The sequence below is a fragment of the Candidatus Vicinibacter affinis genome, from assembly GCA_016714365.1.
Classification (GTDB): Bacteria; Bacteroidota; Bacteroidia; order Chitinophagales; family Saprospiraceae; genus Vicinibacter; species Vicinibacter affinis.
Window position 1 is genome coordinate 512501 of record JADJNH010000005.1, and the last position, 21868, is coordinate 534368.

Genomic DNA, 21868 nt, shown 5'->3' on the forward strand with positions numbered 1-21868 from the left:
ACATTATCTCAGCTAATAAAAAATACAAAAAGAGCGAAGGGACAATACAGCTAAGAAGAAAACTCTTCATTTTATCGCAAACGTCAAAAGATCAATAGCTTGTCCCGCTTGGGGGAAGTATGTCTTTGGAACAATAAAATGAAAGTGGAAAATTATTACCACAACCTGAAAGGTCAGAAGAAAGTCAATGGTGAAAATAGTCTCATTATGTTCGTTTACAACATCAAACGTTGTTTTTATATACTCGGTGTTCCAGAATTAACAGAAAAAATAAAAAATTGGGTATCTCCTTACAAGAAAGTCCCTATTTTTATTCTAAATTGGCTTTATTTTAGACGCCTATAGCTTGTTTTGCTTTGTCGACCTGTCACCCTCAATTTAAAACATTCAACTCTTACAACTACTAAAATTGCATTACATGAGATTACACGACGGATTTTACAAATTTTTGAATGGAATAATTTATATTTACACTCAGCCGTTGGTACCAAATTAAGGATAACCGTGATAAATAAACTTTATTAACAGGAGTTACCGAAAATCCTTTAAAGAGTAGGTAAAAACTAAATTGTATTTTTATGAAAAAATTATTGATTACTTTAACGGCAATAGTAATTGCCATCTTTTTCTTTGGGAAAGTTTATTCTCAAAATAGTTTTTCCGTTCATGCCGGACCATCATTTCCCCTTTCTGAATTTGGAGATGGCGATATTGATGATGATGATTCTGGTGGTGCTGGTGTTGGACTAAGTCTTGGAGGTAAATACCTATATCAACTCAATGACAAAGGTTTAGGCCTTTATCTTGGAGCTGATTTTAATTACAATGGATTAAAAAGTGATGTGAAGGATGATATAAAAGATGATTTTAAAGATCAATTTATATCAGATGTTGATATTAAATTTAGAAAATACATCAATGTACCAGTTACTGCAGGGCTAAATTATTCATTTAAAGGTAATGATAAAATTTCGTTATTTGTTAATATTGGAATCGGTGCTGATATTTTAAAGTTAACAAATATGACAGTTGAATTAGATAATGAAGAGGTAGAATTTAGCTATAAATTATCTACTCAAATTGCATATAAAATAGGAGGGGGTCTTCTGATAAATGACAAATTTATAATAGGAATGCATTACAATGGATTGGGGGAACATAATCTTAAAGGCGAAATTGAATATAACGGTGATAGTCAAGATTTGGATGATGCAAAATTAAAAGTGAGCCTGCTAACATTGACATTTGGCATTAAGCTCTAAAATAAACCGGTGCCAACATAGTGTAGCAGCAGTAAAAGTTTCAGTGGTTAATCAAGCTTTCAACCCCGCCTATACTTCGGTGGTGGCAGAAAGGAAGATAGTAGCCTGCAATCCCTTATTGCTGCTACACTCAGCCGTTGTAAACCATTTTAGAATAACTTACAGAATAAGCACTGCAATGAATAGCTAAAATTTATAATAATTATGGTCTTTTTAATAAAACACGAGCAAACGATTATTGCAATAATTTTAGTCTTAATTAACTTTTTGATTAAAGGTATTTTCCTTTCAAGTAATTCATTAGGAGGTGATGAACCTTTTAGTGTTTATCATGCTCAAATGGATATTGCTTCAATAATTAAATTACTTTCGGATGGGAATAATCCACCATTATATGAAATTATATTGAGTTTATGGGTAAAACTTTTTGGTATTTCCGAATTCTCTGTCCGTTTTCCTTCTTTAATATTCAGTAGTATTTCGGTTTTATTCGTCTTTAAATTAGGAACTAAGTATTTAAATAAACACATTGGACTTTACTCAAGTATTATTTTCATTTTCTCTAACTACCACATCCTATTTGCTCATGAGGCAAGAGTATATTCATTGTTAGGCTTGTTGTCTGTTGTTTCCATGTACTATTTTATGGGGGTATTACACCATATTACCGCTGAGATAGAATTAGATAATAAAGCAAAAACAACAGTTCGAAATAACTTAATCATTCTGATCACTATAAATATCTTGCTTATTTACTCTCATTATTTCGGTTTTTTTATTCTCATAACTCAGTTTATTTTTCTCGTTTTCAATGGAAAATTAATTCTAAAATATTGGCTACAATTACTAATTTGTATATTTATAATTGGATTACTTTACTTACCTAACATTTTTATAGTTTTAAATAGATTTATTGAATCTTCTTTAAATGGAACATGGGTAAGGGTTCCCAACGGGGTAGATAGTATTTATAACATGTTACGTCAATTTTCAAACGCCCCAGTTGTAGCCGTTTTTTGTATTTTAATTCTTGTTTCTGCATTTGTGAAATCTATAATATATAATAAGAGAGAACAGAAAAGTATACAAAATAGACTTGTGGTTTTTTGGTTTGTTTTTGTATTCTTTTTTATGTTTGGTATTTCATATTTAATTCCAATGTTCTTGGACAGGTATTTGATGCCTGCTGCAATTGCTTTTTGTTTGATCGTAGGTATCTCAGTAGATTATTTAATTAGAATTCATAAATATAGATATTTAATACCAACTATCATATGCCTGTTATTTGTGGCTACTGTTAAACCAAATATAACAAATAAGAGAAATGTTAAAGAAGCTGTTGATAAGATAAAAATGATTAAAGATTCTCATACACTTGTATTAATTTGCCCTAACCATTTTATATTAAACTTTGCATATTATTATAATAAAGAGATTTTTAAAGACTACAATACTAATAATATTTATTCAAACGTCAATAATTCTCTAAATTTGGAGAATGTTTATGGTGTAAACAGCATTACCGAAATAGATTTTAAAAAATGGAAGAAGATAGTTTTTTTAGATGCTGCTGCAAGTTTTTCATACCCTAATAACAATATAAATAGTGCATTAGATTCAAGTTACCAATTATTAAAAAAATATCATTTTTATGAGATATTTAACGTATTTGAATATAAAATGAAATAGTAAACGGGTAACAACACAAGGTATATTGCAAGCGGATTTCAAAGGTTTTCGTGCGTTTGTGGCTCTTAATTTTGGTAGGTATAAATTGTTTCCAGAAGTTTAGTTAAGAATTAAAGTATCCGTCCTACTAACTACACCTTGACAATGATTGTTTTGGATTATAGCTTTTGCAAAAAAGTATGACCAAGGAAGGTTTTAAGAAATTGTAAGATGGCTATAGGAATTGCAATGTTAATTTGATAAGATATTTAACAAGCAAGAATATGTCTATACCCCAATATTATTTCGTATCCGTTCTACTTAGTGCCACTTGCCATTGGTCACTATAAATAATAGCTTTGTGTAAAAAACATGACTATGGAAGTATTTGAGAAATTGCAAGAATACTATAGGAATAGCAATGTGAGTTTGAAAAGATACTTAACTGGGAAGAATATGTCTGTAAACCAATAATTGTAGATTCCGGCGGAATCTGCCCCTCCTATTCCGTTTCACATTGACCCCTTTTACCGGTGAAGCTGACCCCTCAAATTTTCAAAATTTGGGTCGTTTTCATTGTCATATTGTGGGTTATTCAGGTGATAAATTGCGACTGCCATTCCGGCGGAATCTGACCTTTTAGACTCATGACATTCCGGCAGATGTTGCCCCCCTGTTTTAGAAGAATGTTTTAATTGTAATTAACTTACGATTTACATATATTTTAATAGTCTCTAGTCTACAATAAATTAAATTAAATAACGTACATTTAATACTTTATTCGTCGTAATTTCTATTAATTAAATTATTTCCAAATGAAAAATCTATTTTTATTATCCTTTTCCATTCTGTTTATTTCATTATTTTCATGTTGCAAAAAAGAAACTACTAGTACTGGCCAAATCATTTTTTATGGAAATTGTTGTCATGATAAGTACAGTGTAACAATTGATGGACAAACTAAGACTTATGAAGCAACAGAAGTTCCACCACCGCCACCATGTGGTAGTATAAATTCCTATAGTGCAAATTTTATACTTCCTGTTGGTAAATATACCTTTACATGGACAAATACGGATGATAATAAAACATATTCAGGTACAAACTCTGTTACAATAACCGAAAATGGTTGTATTATGATTGATTGGCAATAATTATTTAATCAATATCCACTAAGGAAACAACAAAGTAGATTTTCATTGTTGCATCTGGTTTAAAATAGCTTTAATTTACTTGTTTGTATTATAATTTTAGTTTCTATTGAATCATCAAATAGTGAAATTCATTTAATCATTTTTGGAACATAAGTGAAAAAAAATCAAATTTAACTTTACAGATGGGTGCTATTTGATCACTAAAGATTGGAGTTTATTGACAACGTGTGATAATTCATATGATATTGGACTTACTCGTTATAGCAGACAGAAGGAATATGATTAGGACGCTAAAATATGAATTTTTTCATAAAAAGCTTCTAATGGTGATTTCCCATTCGATGTGCTATGGGTTCTGATGGTGTTATACCCCCCTTCAATTTATCTAAGTATTATTGATAATGCAGATTCTTGGTCTTTAAATTTATAGTTGTCTATGCATTCGCATTTGATTGTTTTAAAAAATGATTCTGCTACTGCATTTTCCCAGCAATTTCCTTTTCTGGACATACTTTGTGTGCAGTTAAATTTCTTTAGTAACAAAGTAAATTCTGCGCAGGCATATTGTAATCCGTTATTTGAATGAAACATAATTTGATTTTGCACTTGCAAACCACGTTTTCTGGCAGCTTTTTTGAAAGCTGCAATTGTTGTATCGTGGGCTGTCATGTTGTCGCTCGGATTCCATCCAACAATCATCCGGTCTGCTAAATCCATAACAATAGTGAAATACATCCAGCTATGGTTTACCCATATGTATGTAATATCACCAACCCAAACCTTATTTATTTGATCCACTTCAAAGTTTCTATTTAGTAGATTTTCTGGGACGAGATATTTATGTTTAGAATCTTTAGTAATAACAAGTTTTTTCTTCCTTCTGGCTTGAATTTTAATAGTTTTCATTATTATAGTTGATGAACTTTTAGACATTTGGAATTCTTTCTTATTAAGCTCTTGCGTAATTCTAGGGCTTAAATATGGCCCATGACATTTTTAAATTTAGCATGAATTATTTCCTTTAGTTTATGTTTAATTTCCTCTTTTTCAGGAACATAACCGAGCCATTTATAATATCCACTTTTACTTACATCAAATATTTTGAACATCATCTAAACAGAATAATTGTTTGAGAACTTTTCTTTGAAAGCAAATTTATCTTTTTTGGTGACGAGAAGATGCCCATGGCTTTTTTTAAGATTTCCTTCTCTAATTCAAATTCTCTTACTTTTTCCTTAAGGCAGCCAGTTCTTTTTCCTGGTTAGTACCTAAAGACTTCCCATGACCAGGGAAGGCATTTTCTGAGTATTGACCATAATGCCTACGCCAATTGTATAAAACATTCGGAGACAATGCAAAACGCTCAGCTACTTCAATAACTGATTGATTGTCTTCTAATGACATTTTGACAATCTCGAGCTTTTGCTCCTTGGTGAATTTTCTTCTCAATTTTAACATCTAATAAGATTTAATAGGTGAATTTATTAATTTTCTATCTTATCCTCCGATCCAATTTTGTGAGGAAGTCTATATAGCTTCACTTTATTAGATTTTAATGATTTATAAAAAATTGAGTAACTAAGATATTATCAAGAATTAATTGAGCAATTCCCTCAACTCTACTAATAGAGCAGTTTTTGAACAGAATATCAAACAAATATATAACTCAAAATAAGTTTATCTAAAGAGCTAAATTACAATGCTAGATTATTATTGAACAGTATCCGTCCTACTAACTACCGCTTGACAATGATTGTTTTGGATTATAGCTTTTACAAAAAAGTATGACCAAGCAAGGTTTTAAGAAATTGTAAGATGGCTATAGGAATTCCAATATTAATTTGATAAGATATTTAACAAGCAAGAATATGTCTATACCCCAATATTATTTCTGGAAGAGAAAGTACTGCCAGGCGCCAAAAGAATTGTTGTGTCAATTTGTGCACAGCACATTTAAGATAAATCAGAATTAAAATTCAGCAGATGTTGTCATACTCTTTCTGAAAGGAAAGGGATAATCTTCAGCAGTTATACTGGGTGAAAGATTTTATTATAATTAATCCGATCTTGAAATGATTCCATTTGCAAGCGGACATCAATATCTTATGTACACTGGAATTACTGATATGTGTAAAGGGTACAACGGATTGGAATTGTAAAGACTTTACTTGAAAGTAAACCCTTAGATTGGAATGTGTACCATTTTATAAAGAAGAAACTTATTCAGCTTAGACTTCTGGTTATTATACTGGTGTCTTGGTCTTGTTTTGAAGAGATTCGGAAGAGCAACGTTTGAATTGGTCAAAAGAGAATCTGCAGAAATTAAGTTAAGCATTAATTAGACACCCTTACCATGCAATATAGAGGGGATTAAATTGCGAGGGCTTCGATATAGAAAAAACATAAAATAGATGAAAAAGAATTGAATAAATATTTTGACAATTCAAAAAATATTCCAACCTTGTATGCGTGATTCAAGAAGATATAATAATTTCATTTTAAATAGAGATCCATGCTTATCAAAAGCAAAATCCAAAATTTACTTTTTTAAAACATAATCAATTATTTTATTATATAATGAAAAATTTACTATTATTATTTATTTATGCTTTTTCTTTTTGCTTAAATGGTCAGAGTTTTATTTTCTGTCCCAGAATAGAAACTGAAGAGAAATCTGGATTCGAAAAGGTCAAAGTATCTATAGTATTTCTTGACAGTCGATCATACAATAAAAAGCCAAAAGATAAATGCTCAAAATTAGATATAATTGACGAATTTACTCAATGTATAAGACGTACATATCCTGAAATGCAGTTAACTGTTTTGCAGGAATCAGACTTTTATAAAGAACCCTCAAAAGAGAATATGACTATAAAAGTAAAACTTAAAAAGTATGACGCTACATTTAGCGCAGGAATTTACAATTCAACAACTCAATATGAAGTTCAAATTTATGCATTTGCAGAAAAGGACAGCCTGATTGAGCAAACAGTGGAAGGTAAAGGAAAGGCATTCAACACGTTTGGCTATAGTAGTGGCAAATCAGCTTCAAATAAAAGTTTCAAGGAAGCTTTTGATAAGTTTATTGCATTACTTGAAAATGTACAAGCGTTAAATTTAAAATTAAAAAGTAGTGAACCAATAAAGGCAAATAGCCTCAATTCAAAAGCACATAGATTAAGGGAATTGAAAAAATTGTTAGATGAAAAAATATTGACTCAAGAAGAGTTTGATTTGGAAAAGAGGAAGATATTAGAGGAAAAAGAATAATATGCCATTATAAAATTACTTGCGATAATGCAAAAAGCAAACTTTATTTTTAGTATATAATATTTTGTGTTTAATTTGAATAATTGTATTCATTTGAACTTACATTATCTTATTTAAAAATTTTAAGAATATTGGAATATGTTAAACATTCATATGAAAATTAATAAATCTTTCTTGTTTCTATTTATAGGACTGTTGTTCAGTTGTTCTATAACGAATGTTAAGAAACAGAATAATGGGTCAACATCAAAAAACCCATCAGAAGTTAAGTTCACTATTTTACATTTTAATGATTTTTATGAGATAGCACCATTGGAAGGTGGTAAAATTGGCGGTGCCGCCAGGATAGCAACAGTCAGAAACAAACTTCTCGCAGAAAACCCAAATACTTATACAGTGTTAGCGGGAGATTTTTTGAGTCCTTCTTTGATTGGAACCCTAAAATTTGAAGGCGAGCGAATTCGTGGAAAACAAATGATTGAAGTCTTGAACGCCTTAGGATTAGATCTTGCTGCGTTTGGGAATCACGAATTTGATATTGATGAATCCGCACTTTTAAAAAGGATTAACGAATCAAATTTTGATTGGGTCTCAACCAATATTTTACATAAGACCTTACAAGGATCTGTACCATTTTCAAAGCAGGTTGCAGGAAGTTCACAAGAAATTCCCCAATATAAAATTGTTACTTTTAAAAATGAATTCAACCATTCAGTAAGGGTTGGATTTATTTCTCCATGCCTGCCTGCAAATCCTGTAAAATTTGTTGAATATGAAGATATTTTTACCAGCGTGGAAGCAACTTTAAGAATTATCGAACCCAAAGTTGATTTCGTAGTTTTATTGAGCCATTTGACAAAAGACGATGATCGGAGAATGGCTGAAAGATTTCCACAAATAAAATTAATTCTTGGAGGACATGAGCATGATCACATGTTATTTAACGCAGGGAATGCCATAATCGCAAAAGCGGATGCCAATGCCAAGACCGTTTATGTTCACAGAATAACCATTGATCCAAATAAAAGTAAGTTTAATATTAATCCCGAACTTGTCTCGTTAAACGAATCGGTAGTTTTGGATGGTAAGACGGGTTTGGTGGTGGATAGGTGGAAGTCAATAGAAAACAGATTGATGCGTGAGATGGGTTTTGACCCTGAAGAGCATTTATTAAGTCTTTCAAAACCTTATGATGCGAGAGAAACAGTGATCAGGAATATCCCTTCTTCTTTTTGTCGTATGATTGCAAAATCCATTAGTGTAGCCTTTCCGGAGAGCGATTGTGCTTTTATGAATTCAGGAAGTATCAGAGTGGATGATGTGCTCTTAGATAAACTTTCTCAATACGATATTCTAAGATCAATGCCATATGGAGGGAGTGTTTTATCGGTTAAGATGAAGGGAAGTTTGCTTAAAAAAGTACTTGACATTGGATGGTCCAGTAAAGGCCGGGGGGCATTTCTCCAGTGGGATAGGATTGAACGAACAGAAACCGGGAATTGGTTAATTCAGGAAAAAGTCCTTGAGGTAGATAGAGAATATCAAGTTGCCATGAATGAATTTCTTATGACTGGACTTGAGTCAGGATTGGATTTTTTAAAAGAAGGAAATCCGGAGATCTTAGAAGTGACAAAACCTGCAATTGAAAACAACAATGACTACAGGCGTGACATTAGATTGGTGGTCATAGATTATTTGAAAAAAGGCGGAAGATAGAATTTGAGAAAAAGTTTTATTGGCTTGAAACAACAGGAAAAATATTCTCTTATAAAAAAGCCTGGTGAAATAATTTCACCAGGCTTTTTTTATGGAATAGAATTTCTTTATTAAAAATGATACTGAATCCCTACATTCAGGGAACTCATGCCTAAATTGATACCGAATTCAGTTGTTTTTACGGCATCAGCATTTCCCACTTCTTCACTATTAGAATTGAAGCCAAGGAATCCAAAATGTCCAATAGCTGACCATCGATCCGCAAACTTGTACATAACTCCAGGGCTGATTCCAATACCAAATGCAGTACTTTTGGTTTCCACAGTACCTATTGTTTCTTTTCCGGTAGCAAAACCAACTCCTAAATCTCCAAAAAGGGTAGCTTTATCGCCAACGCTCTTTCCATATCTAAGGAAAGGAGTAGCTCCAAAAATGGTATGATCCTCATGAGGTTGGCTGAAGTTGATTTCAAGACCAATACCCATATTATCACTAAACATATAACCAAGGGTAGGAGAAAGTCCAAAGGAAGAAACTCCATCACCATCACCCACTTTAACAGAGTTAAAATTTAAGTCCAATCCGACCCAGAACTTTTGTTGGCTGAAAGCAGTAAACGACACCAGCATAAAGAAAACCAATGTCAAAGTTGAAAAAATTTTGTTCATACGTTTTTGTTTAAAAGGTTAGTAATAAGCAAGATTACACATTTTGTATTTTATAATTCACTTTAATTTAACATATATTTAAACATTATATGTAAAATGCTTATTTACAGTTTAATATTATTGTCTATTGCGCCAAAGTGTGGAACTTTTCAACCAACCATTTCTTTCCTGTAATTTTTTCTTCTGTCTGAATGTCAAGAGCGTATTGCTTGAATTTTTTCTTTTCTTTAGGATTTGTTTTTAAAAGCTTCCTCATGTACTTGAGAAAGCTTTTGTAGTGATCCGAGTGATAACCAAGATTTTTCTTGCGTCTCAGAAACAGTTCCATTGACTCCACATGATATTGTGAAAGTTCGGACTCGCCCATTTCATAGAAGATTCTGATTCTTTCAAGGCGTGTGCTAAGCTCTATCAATTGGTCATTGAAACTTAGTTGTGTAAGATAGGCTATTGCCTGGTTATATTTCTTTTGATCACTGAGTACTCTGGCTTTTTCAAGTAGGTAAAAAGATTCCCTGTATGGTTTTTCCAACTTTAGTTTATAACTCTCCAAAAATTCATTGACCCATACATATTCTTTAAGATTGATTCCAATTTCGGCAATGTTTCTATAGGTAAATCTTGATAATTTACCTTGATCCAGCAGGAACTCTTTATCTAATCCTCTCATGTAAAGTTCAAATACCGTCTCATTAAACTGATCTTTACCTTCATTTACTTTTCGGATACAATAATTCAAGATGTTTAAATAGACTTCTCTTCGCTCTTCGTTTTCAAAATAATGATCATAATTTTGGTAGAGCTCTACACATTTTTTGAAGTAAATATCTTCTGACGGATTTAGAATGGCCAAATAATTAAAATAGTAAAATCCCAAGACCGGGATTTCATATAATCTTTGTTCCTTGACATAATGATTGATTTCTTCGATAAATGGAAAGGGAGATTCCAGTTTGTACACGGAATGTACATGCAATACACGGCAGCAATGTCTAAGCTTTTTGATAATGTAACTGATTTCTATGGTATCCGAAATTTCTTTTAGATTGAATTCACCTTGTCTTTTCTTAGTAACCAGATAGTCATACTTTTCAAGTCTTAATTGGTAACTGTGTTCATAATAGCTTTCATTTTTAGGATATAAATTATTTTGGTCCTGGACAAATTCTTCGTATGTTTGATTGAAATGTTTATCCAACGACTTTTGCCGGTAATACTTCAATAACGCGGGTTTGGTATTTTGCGCGTCCTCATTTTCAATTCTAAGAAAGTCTTCAGCCATAGCAAATAGACGACTTAGCAATAATCTCATTCGGTTGTCATTAAATGGCTGATTGGGAAAAAGGCCTCTGAAAAGGTTGGTTTTTTCAGGATTTGTAGTTTTAAAGGAAGGGTCTTCTATTAAAAGCTGAAGCAATTTTAGCATCAACTCGTCGGTGCATAACAATGGAGACTGAAGGTATTTTTTGAAGCGCGTCAACGTTCTGGTATCAAATGATCGGATTAACTCTACAATTTTCAAATTAATAATTATTTAATATGATGTACAAACATGAACATAAAATACAGTAATACAATTAATTAGTACAAATATATTAAAAATATTAGGTACAAACATGAAAAAGTGTCTTTGAATTTCGTTTAAAACTGTTAAATTTTTGCATTAGAAAAATCCTATAAGAATGAAAAGTGTTCGTTTTTCTTTATTTGCCTTGGTTTTGATGTGGTGCAGTTGGCATACACTTCAAGCCCAGGATTCTATATACTTAAGCTTAAGCGCGAGGATAGAGAACGATACTTTAATATTAAATGTCCATCCGGTCAGGTTTACTGATATTGTTTCCTGCAGATTTGGAATTCGTTATCCATATGCAGATTTGGATTATGTAAGAGCAACCGGCAATCCACTTTTGCAAGGTGCAGCAGTTTCCGGAAATCAACAACAGATTGGATTTGGTTGGATAAGTGGTCCACCTGCTCCTACTACAATTCCAGATTTTAGTTCAATAGCCGAATTTAGATTTTTTATTAAGAATAGAGTTTCTCCTTATTGTTTTGATTTTGATGTTGCAGGACTAAAACCAGAAATGAGTAGTTCTCAAGCCTCCGGACTCCCGGTTAGTGGAATTCCACTTTGTCAAAATTTTCTAAATGGTACTGTTAAGGGAATTGTGAGGCAAGACCGAAACAATGATTGCTTATCTGATTTGTCTGAACCAGGGCTCCATTCCATCAGCCTGATCTTCACAGATGGTAACAATGATTACTATACTTTAACCAAAGAAGATGGAAGCTTTGAGTTGGATCTTCCAATGGGTGTATTTAACCTAAAATTAAAAGACAGGAATGATTTGAGGCAGTTTTGCCAGAATACCGGTCAAATTAATTTTACCACACCTGGTCAGATTATCGAACTTAAAGAAACCGCAAAAGACCTTATCCTATGCTCTGAACTATGGGTTCATTTGACTACTCCCAAAATGAGGCTGTGCAGCGACATCGAATTCTCGGTTGATTACGAGAATCTCGGCACCGTCGACGCACAAAATGCCTATGTAGATGTGCAGCTGGATCCGCAATTGACTTTTATCAAGGCGGATCTGGCAGGCACTTTAACCTCTGCTAACACCTATCGTTTTTTATTAAATACAGTTCCTGCGAATAAAAAAGGTCATTTCAAAATAGTTGCAAGCACCAATTGCGATCCTCAATATATTGGCCGAACCTTATGCAGTCAGGCTGTTATTTACCCCCGAAATCCTTGTAAAATTCATCCCGCTTATTCTGGCGCAGAATTGCAAATTGTCCCAAGGTGTGAAAACGATTCTGTTGTTTTTAATATTAAGAACATTGGCACAGGAGATATGAAGGCGGAATTATCCTTCACCACTGTAGAAGATGATGTCATGCCGGGCTATAGTGGTAAAATTAATTTACTACAAAATCAATCTCAGGAAATCAGGTTGCCTGCATTTGGGAAAACGAAGCGAATTGTATTTGATACCATTCCGTATCATCCTTACAGGGTTCGGCCAACAGCGGCTTTAGAGGGGTGTGGTCTACTTCCAAACGGTGATTTTAGTAAGGGATTCATCAATAATTTTAGTTTAGGTGATGAAGCTCCACAGGTATCCGACTTTTGCGCAGAAATAAAATCCTCATTTGATCCGAACGATAAAATTGCCAGTCCAGAGGGTATGAGCGGAGAACATTTTATTCGAAGTGACAACAGGTTGAATTACACAATACGTTTTCAGAATACAGGAAATGATACTGCATTTAGTGTAGTTATTCTGGACAAGATGGACCCATTATTAGACCTTGGGTCTTTACAGATAGAGGCTTCAAGCCATCCTGTGGATTGGTTGATACAATCAGATCGTACTTTGAAGTTTATATTCCGGCCTATTAGTTTACCCGACAGTTCATCAAATTTTTCAGAATCCCAAGGCTATATTTGTTATTCTATTTTACCTAATACCTCCATAAAAAGAAATCAGATAATTAGAAACTATTCTGAAATCCTCTTTGATTTTAATCCTCCGGTCAGGACAAATACCTACATTCATACAATTGGGGAATATACTTTTACAGCCACAAATGACAATATAAAGAGTGACATTTTAGTCAAAGTTTATCCAAATCCATTTGCTGAGACATTGACTTTTATGTATGAAAATAAAAATAATACAGAATACCGATTGGAAATATTTGATATTAAAGGTAATACAGTTTTTAGTGGTTTCAGCAATGAAGGTACCATTTTGGTAAAGGCCAATGGTATAATCACAGTGGGTGAATACCTGTATAAAATTACTTCTAATGGAAATTTTTTGCAGAATGGAAAGATTATTAAAAATTATTAGTTAATGATTTTTGGCTTATATTTTTTCTATTGATTGGAAACATTGATCAAAATAAAAGTTTAGAACTAAATTTTAAAAATTATGGTATTATTTTATATACCCGGTAATAACAATGTAATTTTAAATAGCCAAAAGCTCAAATAAATATTAAGTGGTTTTTATGTTTCAGATTTATATTAGATTAACCACATGATACTTTTAGACAAAATTGATAAAGACTAAACTCTTTAGTATCATCCTTATTGAAATTTGATCATATTTTTTTGTTTGAATAATGTGGTTTATCCGAGAATTCTCAAGAATTCTAATCCCCGACAAAGGTTGGGGATTTTTTTTATCAATATAATTGAAATCAAGCAATCAGATAATTATTAAAATAATATGAAGATCAAACAATGAACTTTATTATTCATATATTTTAAATTTGAAAAATCCGGTCTTTTGGAGAAAGTGCTGTATCGATACACCCAGTACACCAAGTCCGTATTTTACTGATCTTTTGAAGTTTATTGAAGATGCCTCTTTAAAATATTTAGTGGGACAACTAACCTCAGCAATGTCAAATCCCTTATAGATTATTTGAGAAAGCATTTGATTGTCAAATACGAAATCATCTGAATTATTATTAAATGCAATTGATTTTAAAACATGACTATCAAAAGCGCGATATCCAGTGTGGTATTCTGAAAGTTTATACCCTATTAACAAGTTTTGGCACATAGTAAGTATCCTATTAAATACATATTTATAGCGAGGCATACCTCCCCTCAATGCTCCTGTCCCCAAAATTCTGGAACCCAGGACCACAGGATAAAGATCTTGTGCAATTATGTTGACCATACTTGGAATGAGTTTAGGAGTGTACTGGTAATCAGGGTGCAACATGATTACAATATCTGCATTTATTGCCAAAGCTTTTGCATATAATGTTTTCTGATTGCCGCCATAACCCCTATTTACCTCATGCCTTATAATATGGTGAATATTTAATTTTTTTGCCAGTTCAACAGTAAGATCATTACTTGCATCGTCGCAAAGAATTACTTCATCCACAATATCAAATGGAATCTCACGGATTGTTTTTTCCAATGTTTTTTCTGCGTTGTAAGCAGGAAGTACAACCACTATTTTTTTATTCTGAAACATCCAATCCTAATTCTGTAGTACCATCTATTAATTTTAAATCAGAAAGTTGATGAAACCACTTAAGGCATTTCTTCATATCTTTCAAATGAACTTTATAACGGTCATAATCCGGTAGCACCTTTGCAAAATATTCTTTAATCACTGTATCTTCTGCGTTCACTTCAGGAATAGGTGTCACTTCAGATTGTGAATAGAATGTTTCATAAACCTCTTTTAGCGGTTTCGTATCTTCGAGGGTATATATACCAATAGATTCCAGCGGAGAAAATTGGTAGATTCTCGCAGAATAAAAATTCTGTTTGCCATTAGACATATCTTCAAGAATAAGACCATTTGGTCTGCTTGCAACCATTTTAAATAAGCTACCCTGACCACTGACAGCTACAAATTTTTCTAAATTAATCATAAATTTTACAAATTAATAATTTATAAGTTGAATTAAACATTGTTTTAATCTTGATTTTGCAAGATAGTTTTCCTCCAGTCGTTTGGCAAATGGAATAGGGGTGTCCAATGATCCACATCTTATCACCGGTGCATCCAAATATTGGAATAATTTTTCACCGATATATGCACTTATTTCTCCACCCAGTCCTCCAAAAAAATTATCTTCATGCAATACGCAGACCCTGTTAGTTTTTCTTACCGTTTCTTCAATTGATTCATAATCCAAAGGAACTAAAGTTCTCAGATCAAGAATATCTGCCTTCAATGAAAGTTCTTCACAGACTTCCTTAGCCCAATGCACCCCAAGTCCATAGGTTATGATGCTGAGCTGAGTGCCCTCGTTCACCAAGGCAGCCTTTCCAAAAGGAATTTTATAGTAGGATTCAGGAACCAATCCTTCAGTGGACCTATAAAGAAATTTATGCTCAAAGTACAAAACAGGATTTGGATCAGCAAAAGCTGTAAGCAATAAACCTTTGGCATCAAAAGGATTTGAAGGGTATACAATTTTAAGTCCGGGAACATGAGCAAACCATGATTCATTTGTTTGGGAATGAAAAGGTCCAGCTTGAGTTCCTGCACCCGCCGGTAATCGGACTACCACATCAGCAGGTTCGCCCCAACGATAATGCAACTTTGCAAGATTGTTGACGATCTGATTAAAGCCGCAGCTTACAAAATCAGCAAATTGCATTTCAACCATTGATTTGTAACCTTTCAAACTAAGGCCAAGCCCAGCACCAATGAGGGCAGATTCACAAATGGGAGTATTGCGTACCCTGTGCTTTCCGTATTTTTCCAGAAAGCCTTCTGTAATTTTAAATACACCGCCATATTCTGCAATATCCTGTCCTATTAATATCAGATTGTCATGATGACTCATGGCCAGATCAAGACCCTCTTTAATGGCATCGATAAACCTAATATTTTTTTGGTTTCCGGCTGGAGGGGAAGCCACATAGTGATCGTCTGCAAAAACATCTTTTAATTCTTCCTCAATACTGCATTCCCCTTCTGGCCAATCAAAAACTTTTTCAACATCTTCCTGTATTTTTGCTTTCAGAGAATTTCTTAGATATTCAATTTTATCTGAATCTAAAATCTTTTCTGACAACAACCAACTTTCAAAGTTTGTCAATGGATCCTTTTTCTCCCATTTTTCAAGTAATTCTTTGGGAACATATTTTACACCCGAAGCTTCTTCATGACCGCGCATACGAAAGGTAATGCATTCTACCAGCACCGGCTCAGGATTTTGGCGAATTTCAGCAGCAATACTTTTTATTTTTTGATAAACTTCAAGAATATTGTTGCCATCAATAGTAAATGACTTCATGCCATAACCAAGTCCTCTGTCTGCAAGATTTTTACAGGCATATTGCTCCACTGTTGGTGTCGATAAACCATAGCCATTGTTTTCGATCACAAAGATTACGGGAAGTTTCCAAACTGAAGCAAGATTTAACGCTTCATGAAAATCGCCTTCGCTGGTACCACCCTCACCTGTGAAAGCGACAGAAACTTTTGCTTCACCATTTAACAAAGAGCCCAAGGCTGTTCCATTTGCCAGTGTAAGTTGAGGACCAAGATGAGAAATCATCCCAACGATGTAAAAATTTTTTTGACCAAAATGAAAGGATCGATCTCGGCCTTTTGTATATCCTGATTTTTTTCCCTGCCATTGCGCAAATAATCGATCGAGAGGCATTTCTCTGGTTGTGAATACTCCAAGATTTCGGTGTAGAGGAAAAATATACTCATCTGGGTCCAAGGCAGCTGTGACACCTACCGAAATTGCTTCCTGGCCTATACCTGAAAACCATTTTGAGATCCTTCCTTGGCGCAACAGGTTTAGCATTTTTTCTTCGACCAGTCTTGGGTAAAGCATTTGCTTGTAAAGACCGGATAATTCTTCATTATTTAAGTCCCCTTTTTGAAATTCGATTAATGGCGTTTCTGACATGGATAATTCTTTCTAAAAGACTGCAAATATCGGAAGGATTTGTCTTGCAAACTTTCTATTGTCCAGGATAATGGAAAGTCGTTTATTGACAATTAATAAATGTTTTATAAAATGATAATTTACTTATTCATATATATTAAAGAAAAAAAAATTCGAATAATTAATTTTTCTACTGATAAACTAATTTAAAAAATCCCGTTCTTTGTCTCTTAGGGTGTTCTCATAGTGTTATTAAGAGGGGACATGGTCGCTCGGCCATGGCCCCTTTTTTATTTTTAGTACTCCAATAAGCCCCAATTGTCCAACTCACAAATATGAAGTTCTCTTTATCCTGTTGGAATAATATTTATTTGGATTATTCGAAAATGATTTATCTTTGTGCTTTAGGGTGTTCTCATAGTGTTATTAAGAGGGGACATGGTCGCTCGGCCATGGCCCCTTTTTCATTGTAATTCTTTGATTAAAAGTACGGTACATATTAAAAAGTGAAATTCTTTAGAAAGATTCATCACTCTTGAGAGGTTTGGAGTAATTGGTATAGTCTCAGCTTTACTACCATTTTGGTAAGTTTGTAAAGTGAGAATTCGATTTTTGTAGGATAAAAAGGGATTTTATTCTAAAAAAAAATTAATTTCACACGTTCTTTTGTCTAGGGGAGTAGTCAAAAGAAACCCATTGAAAACGAAGGGCAGCCTCCATCAGGAAAGCTGCCCTTTTTAATTTGAGATATTTTCTATCTATTATTGGAGCACGATAGATTTCTCTTCCATCATTTTTCTAATGTTGATTAAGGCGTATCTCATTCTTCCAAGGGCTGTATTAATGCTTACCCTTGTTAAAGCAGAAATTTCTTTAAAGCTCATATCTGCATAGTGTCTGAGAATGACAACTTCTCTTTGTTCGGCCGGAAGCATATCTACCAATTTTCTTAAATGGCTATGGGTCTCGCTCATAATTATTTGGTCCTCTCGATTTTCGTCAGGAAGCTCAAGTACATCGAAAATGTCGAAATCTTCAGATGTATTGACTTTAGTTCTTCGTTTGTTCCTTCTGAAATGGTCTACACACATATTGTATGCAATCCGAGCAGCCCATTGGGAGAATTTACCTTCATGATTGTAACTCCCCTTGCGGAGCGTATCAATAATTTTGATAAACACCTCCTGGAACAGGTCTTCAGCCAAGTCACGATCTTTGACAAAAAGGTAAATTGCAGTATAGATTTTCTTCTGATGGCGATCCAGCAACTCGCTGAAAGCATTTTCACTACCGCCTAAATACATTTGGATCAGCTCCTGATCACTTGATTTGGAAACTTGCATACCTCGTTTATTTAATGATTCAATAAAAAAGTAGAAGTTTCAATCGATAGGCAAAAATTAGTTAGTAATTTAAGAATAAGACTCTTTATAAAGACAAAGATACTTTTAATTTTGATTGAGCAGTATGTCCAAGATTCCTTTAACACAAATTTAACCCGACAAATGCTTTTCATTCAAGTGCAAAAACGGTACCAAATATCGAAAAGTATATGAATTTGCTAAAATTATTGTGAGTATTTGAGTAAATGCCGAAGATAAATAATCCTTAATAAGGCAATATTTTTATCTGTCGGGGAATTTTTTGGTCACCAAAAATTAAATGGTATCCATGATGGCTATGGGTTGTAAGGTCCGATATGGAACAGCTTTGGTTTGATTTCCCGAAAACATTCAATTTCACTGAGGTGTTTAAAAGTTGTATTTCACTTTTGCTGTTAATCAACTTCTTTATATCAAAAAAAAGCCTTCACTTTGCGGGTTGTATCACTAAAATCAATTCATGGCCAAAGCCAAGATCCTGAACCATATAGAAATTAAGGGAGCGCATTCCAATAACCTCCGCCATATTGATGTTCAAATACCTAAAAATCAATTGGTGGTAGTTACCGGGGTTTCCGGATCGGGAAAATCCTCTTTAATCATGGACACCCTTTATGCGGAAGGGCAGCGGCGTTATGTGGAAAGTTTATCTTCCTATGCCAGGCAATTTTTGCACCGAATGAAAAAACCCGAAGTTGATTATATCAAGGGACTTTGTCCAGCAATAGCTATAGAGCAGAAAGTTATTTCCAGCAATGCCCGCTCTACAGTAGGTTCTATGACAGAGATTTATGATTTTTTTCGTTTGCTCTTTGCCAAGATTGGTAAGACCTACTCTCCCATCAGTGGTCAGGAAGTCCGAAAAAATGAAGTGAAGGATATTGTGGATTTTATCCTTTCTCTGGATGAATCAGTGGTAGTATACCTTGTATTCCCACTTCAAAAGCAGTATGTTGAGAGAAGCCTTGCGCAGGAATTTGATTTTCTGACGCAAAAGGGTTTTACAAGAATCTGGAAGCAGGGAGAAATCTTTGAAATTCAAGACTATGTTACTACCGACAAAAAATTAGATAAATACAAGCTTAACACTCCTGAGGCGGAAAAGTATAGGGTGGTGGTGGATCGCTTTAAAATACAATCAAAGGATTTGGAATTTGCTAAGCGTGTCGCAGATTCAGTCCAAACCGTATTGGCCGAAGGAGGCGGCTCCTGTCACGTAATTATCAATCAAGTGGAGGAAAGGATTTTCAGTACCAGTCTTGAATTGGACGGTATTCGATTTCTTGAACCGAGTCCGGCGCTTTTCAATTACAATAATTCTTATGGAGCTTGTCCAAAGTGTGAAGGGTATGGCAGAATTATAGGTTTGGACGAAAACAAAGTAATTCCCAACCCTTCCAAATCTGTTTACAGTGGTGCGATTGCATGCTGGACCGGGGAGAAATCAGAAGATTGGCTAAAGCCGTTAATTAAGATGGCCCATCAAATTAATTTTCCCATTCATAAGCCTTATCATGATTTAACAGATGATCAAAAGGACCTTTTGTGGAATGGCAATGGCTCATTTGCAGGCATAAATGCCTTTTTTAAAGACCTTGAAGAAAAATCGTATAAGATTCAGAACCGGATAATGCTAGCCCGTTATCGAGGCCGCACTACATGCATGATGTGTAAAGGCGGAAGGCTTAGGCCAGAGGCAGGTTTTGTAAAAATTGACGGTAAAAATTTCAGGGATATGATGTTTGTCCCGGTAGAGGAACTTCTAGAGTTTTTTCAAAAGATTAATCTAACGGTCATCGAACGGGAAATTGCGAAGCGCATCTTGACTGAAATTATCAACAGACTCTCCGTATTGAACAATATTGGTCTTTCGTATCTCACCCTTGACCGCTTGGCAAACAGTTTAAGTGGAGGCGAATCACAACGCATACACCTTACCAGGACACTAGGATCAAATCTTTGCTCCTCTTTATACATACTGGACGAACCAAGTATAGGCCTTCATCCTAAGGACACTGCAAGGCTGGTAGAAGTATTATTTAAACTCAGAGATCTGGGAAATACTGTAATTGTTATTGAGCATGAGGAAGAAATTATCAGGCAGGCTGATTCTATTGTGGATATTGGACCAAGGGCAGGAATTCATGGTGGAAATCTGGAATTCAGCGGGAGTTACCAGGATTTTATAACAAAGTCAGTCGATAATCTTACTGCATCTTATCTTACAGGATTTAGACAAATTGAATTACCCGATATCCGAAGAAGTCAAATAGATTTTCTTCACCTAAGTAATGCCCAAGTCCACAATTTAAAACAGCTGGAAGTTAGATTTCCTCTAAATAACATGATCTGTGTAACGGGTGTCTCAGGTTCTGGAAAAACTACTCTGGTAAAACATTTGCTTTATCCTTTACTCCAAGGTAAGTTGGAAGATACCATAGCTGAAGAGAATTTGCTGGGAGCTGAGTTAAATGGTCCTGTTAAGTTGTTACAACAAGTAGAGATGGTCAGTCAGCAAGGAATTGGACGATCAACCCGCTCTAATCCCGCCACCTACGTAAAAGCGTATGATGATATCAGAGATATTTATAAGAATCAACAATTATCCAAGATCAGGGGATACATGCCCAAGCACTTTTCATTCAATGTGGAAGGAGGACGTTGTGAGGCCTGTAAGGGTGATGGAGAAATTGTCGTTGAGATGCAATTCTTAGCAGATGTGACACTTTTATGTGAAGATTGCAATGGTAAACGTTTTAAAAACGAAATTCTTGAAGTTACTTACAAGGATAAAAATATAAACGATATATTAAATCTGAGTATTGAAGATGCTCTTTACTTTTTCAGAGACAAAAAAGAAATTGTTAAAAAACTTAAACCCCTTGAAGATGTTGGATTAGGATACCTAAAATTAGGTCAATCATCTTCAACCCTCTCAGGTGGTGAAGCACAAAGATTAAAACTTGCATATTATCTGGGTCTTGAAGACAGCAGCCAACATATTTTTTTCATTTTTGATGAACCGACCACAGGGCTTCATTTTGATGACATCAGAAAGTTACTTTTTGCGCTGCATGGATTGGTAGAAAAAGGACATACGGTATTAGTGATTGAACACAATATTGAAGTAATAAAAACTGCTGATTGGCTTATTGATCTTGGACCAGGGGGTGGGAAGCATGGGGGACAACTTCTTTACCAAGGGCCACCAGAAGGTGTACTCAAGGTCAGCACCTCCTATACGGCACAATACCTTAAAGATAAAATGACTAAGAAAAAATAAATTGTTGCAATTATATTTTATGATTTTCCTATTGAGAAACTTTGACAAAAACTTTACTCGTCTT

At 34.1% G+C, this 21868-nt stretch carries 15 protein-coding genes; 7 read left to right on the top strand and 8 right to left on the bottom strand.

Annotated features, from left to right (window positions below):
- The first annotated feature begins 578 nt into the window (after nucleotides 1-578).
- The 3 genes from IPJ53_02375 to IPJ53_02385 all read left to right on the top strand — a co-directional run bounded on the left by IPJ53_02375 (nucleotide 579) and on the right by IPJ53_02385 (nucleotide 4084).
- Nucleotides 579-1262 (top strand): outer membrane beta-barrel protein, encoded by a 684-nt coding sequence (locus IPJ53_02375; GenBank protein MBK7797933.1) that lies wholly within the window; start codon nucleotides 579-581, stop codon nucleotides 1260-1262.
- 204 nt (nucleotides 1263-1466) lie between these two features.
- Entirely contained in the window at nucleotides 1467-2951 is a 1485-nt protein-coding gene (locus IPJ53_02380) for a glycosyltransferase family 39 protein (protein MBK7797934.1), read from the top strand.
- Nucleotides 2952-3745: 794 nt separating this feature from the next.
- A complete protein-coding gene (locus IPJ53_02385) occupies nucleotides 3746-4084 on the top strand; it encodes a hypothetical protein (GenBank protein MBK7797935.1) in 339 nt (112 codons plus the stop codon).
- Between the two features lie 381 nt (nucleotides 4085-4465).
- On the opposite strand, the gene IPJ53_02390 is transcribed toward IPJ53_02385, so the two are convergent.
- Both IPJ53_02390 and IPJ53_02395 read right to left on the bottom strand, forming a co-directional pair.
- Nucleotides 4466-5017: an IS3 family transposase gene (locus IPJ53_02390; GenBank protein MBK7797936.1), complete on the bottom strand. Its 552-nt coding sequence runs from the start codon at nucleotides 5015-5017 to the stop codon at nucleotides 4466-4468.
- 291 nt (nucleotides 5018-5308) lie between these two features.
- Nucleotides 5309-5542 carry a transposase gene (locus IPJ53_02395; GenBank protein MBK7797937.1) on the bottom strand — a complete coding sequence of 78 codons (234 nt, stop codon included), beginning with the start codon at nucleotides 5540-5542 and terminating at the stop codon, nucleotides 5309-5311.
- Nucleotides 5543-6661: 1119 nt separating this feature from the next.
- Between IPJ53_02395 and IPJ53_02400 the strand changes: the two genes are divergently transcribed.
- Together IPJ53_02400 and IPJ53_02405 are read left to right on the top strand one after the other, a co-directional pair.
- Nucleotides 6662-7354, top strand: a complete 693-nt coding sequence (locus IPJ53_02400) for an SHOCT domain-containing protein (GenBank protein MBK7797938.1) — start codon at nucleotides 6662-6664, stop codon at nucleotides 7352-7354.
- Between the two features lie 153 nt (nucleotides 7355-7507).
- Nucleotides 7508-9070 carry a 5'-nucleotidase C-terminal domain-containing protein gene (locus IPJ53_02405; protein MBK7797939.1) on the top strand — a complete coding sequence of 521 codons (1563 nt, stop codon included), beginning with the start codon at nucleotides 7508-7510 and terminating at the stop codon, nucleotides 9068-9070.
- 110 nt (nucleotides 9071-9180) lie between these two features.
- Here IPJ53_02405 and IPJ53_02410 read toward each other — a convergent pair whose 3' ends face one another.
- On the bottom strand, nucleotides 9181-9738 hold the full coding sequence (locus tag IPJ53_02410; GenBank protein MBK7797940.1) for a porin family protein: 558 nt from the start codon (nucleotides 9736-9738) through the stop codon (nucleotides 9181-9183).
- A gap of 124 nt (nucleotides 9739-9862) precedes the next feature.
- Nucleotides 9863-11260 carry a hypothetical protein gene (locus IPJ53_02415; GenBank protein ID MBK7797941.1) on the bottom strand — a complete coding sequence of 466 codons (1398 nt, stop codon included), beginning with the start codon at nucleotides 11258-11260 and terminating at the stop codon, nucleotides 9863-9865.
- A 160-nt stretch (nucleotides 11261-11420) separates the two neighbouring features.
- On the opposite strand from IPJ53_02415, the gene IPJ53_02420 reads away from it, so the two are divergent.
- On the top strand, nucleotides 11421-13604 hold the full coding sequence (locus IPJ53_02420) for a T9SS type A sorting domain-containing protein (GenBank protein MBK7797942.1): 2184 nt from the start codon (nucleotides 11421-11423) through the stop codon (nucleotides 13602-13604).
- Nucleotides 13605-14009: 405 nt separating this feature from the next.
- On the opposite strand, the gene IPJ53_02425 is transcribed toward IPJ53_02420, so the two are convergent.
- The 4 genes from IPJ53_02425 to IPJ53_02440 all read right to left on the bottom strand — a co-directional run bounded on the left by IPJ53_02425 (nucleotide 14010) and on the right by IPJ53_02440 (nucleotide 18482).
- Nucleotides 14010-14750, bottom strand: coding sequence for a glycosyltransferase family 2 protein (locus IPJ53_02425; protein MBK7797943.1), 741 nt, complete (start codon nucleotides 14748-14750; stop codon nucleotides 14010-14012).
- Nucleotides 14737-15156 carry a hypothetical protein gene (locus IPJ53_02430; GenBank protein MBK7797944.1) on the bottom strand — a complete coding sequence of 140 codons (420 nt, stop codon included), beginning with the start codon at nucleotides 15154-15156 and terminating at the stop codon, nucleotides 14737-14739. The genes IPJ53_02425 and IPJ53_02430 overlap by 14 nt, the downstream gene beginning before the upstream one ends.
- Nucleotides 15157-15168: 12 nt before the next feature.
- On the bottom strand, nucleotides 15169-17160 hold the full coding sequence (locus IPJ53_02435; GenBank protein MBK7797945.1) for a dehydrogenase E1 component subunit alpha/beta: 1992 nt from the start codon (nucleotides 17158-17160) through the stop codon (nucleotides 15169-15171).
- 740 nt (nucleotides 17161-17900) lie between these two features.
- Nucleotides 17901-18482, bottom strand: coding sequence for a sigma-70 family RNA polymerase sigma factor (locus IPJ53_02440; GenBank protein ID MBK7797946.1), 582 nt, complete (start codon nucleotides 18480-18482; stop codon nucleotides 17901-17903).
- 499 nt (nucleotides 18483-18981) lie between these two features.
- On the opposite strand from IPJ53_02440, the gene uvrA reads away from it, so the two are divergent.
- The gene (gene uvrA / locus IPJ53_02445) at nucleotides 18982-21804 is read left to right on the top strand and encodes an excinuclease ABC subunit UvrA (protein ID MBK7797947.1); all 2823 of its coding nucleotides are present in this window, start codon (nucleotides 18982-18984) and stop codon (nucleotides 21802-21804) included.
- Nucleotides 21805-21868: the final 64 nt, after the last annotated feature.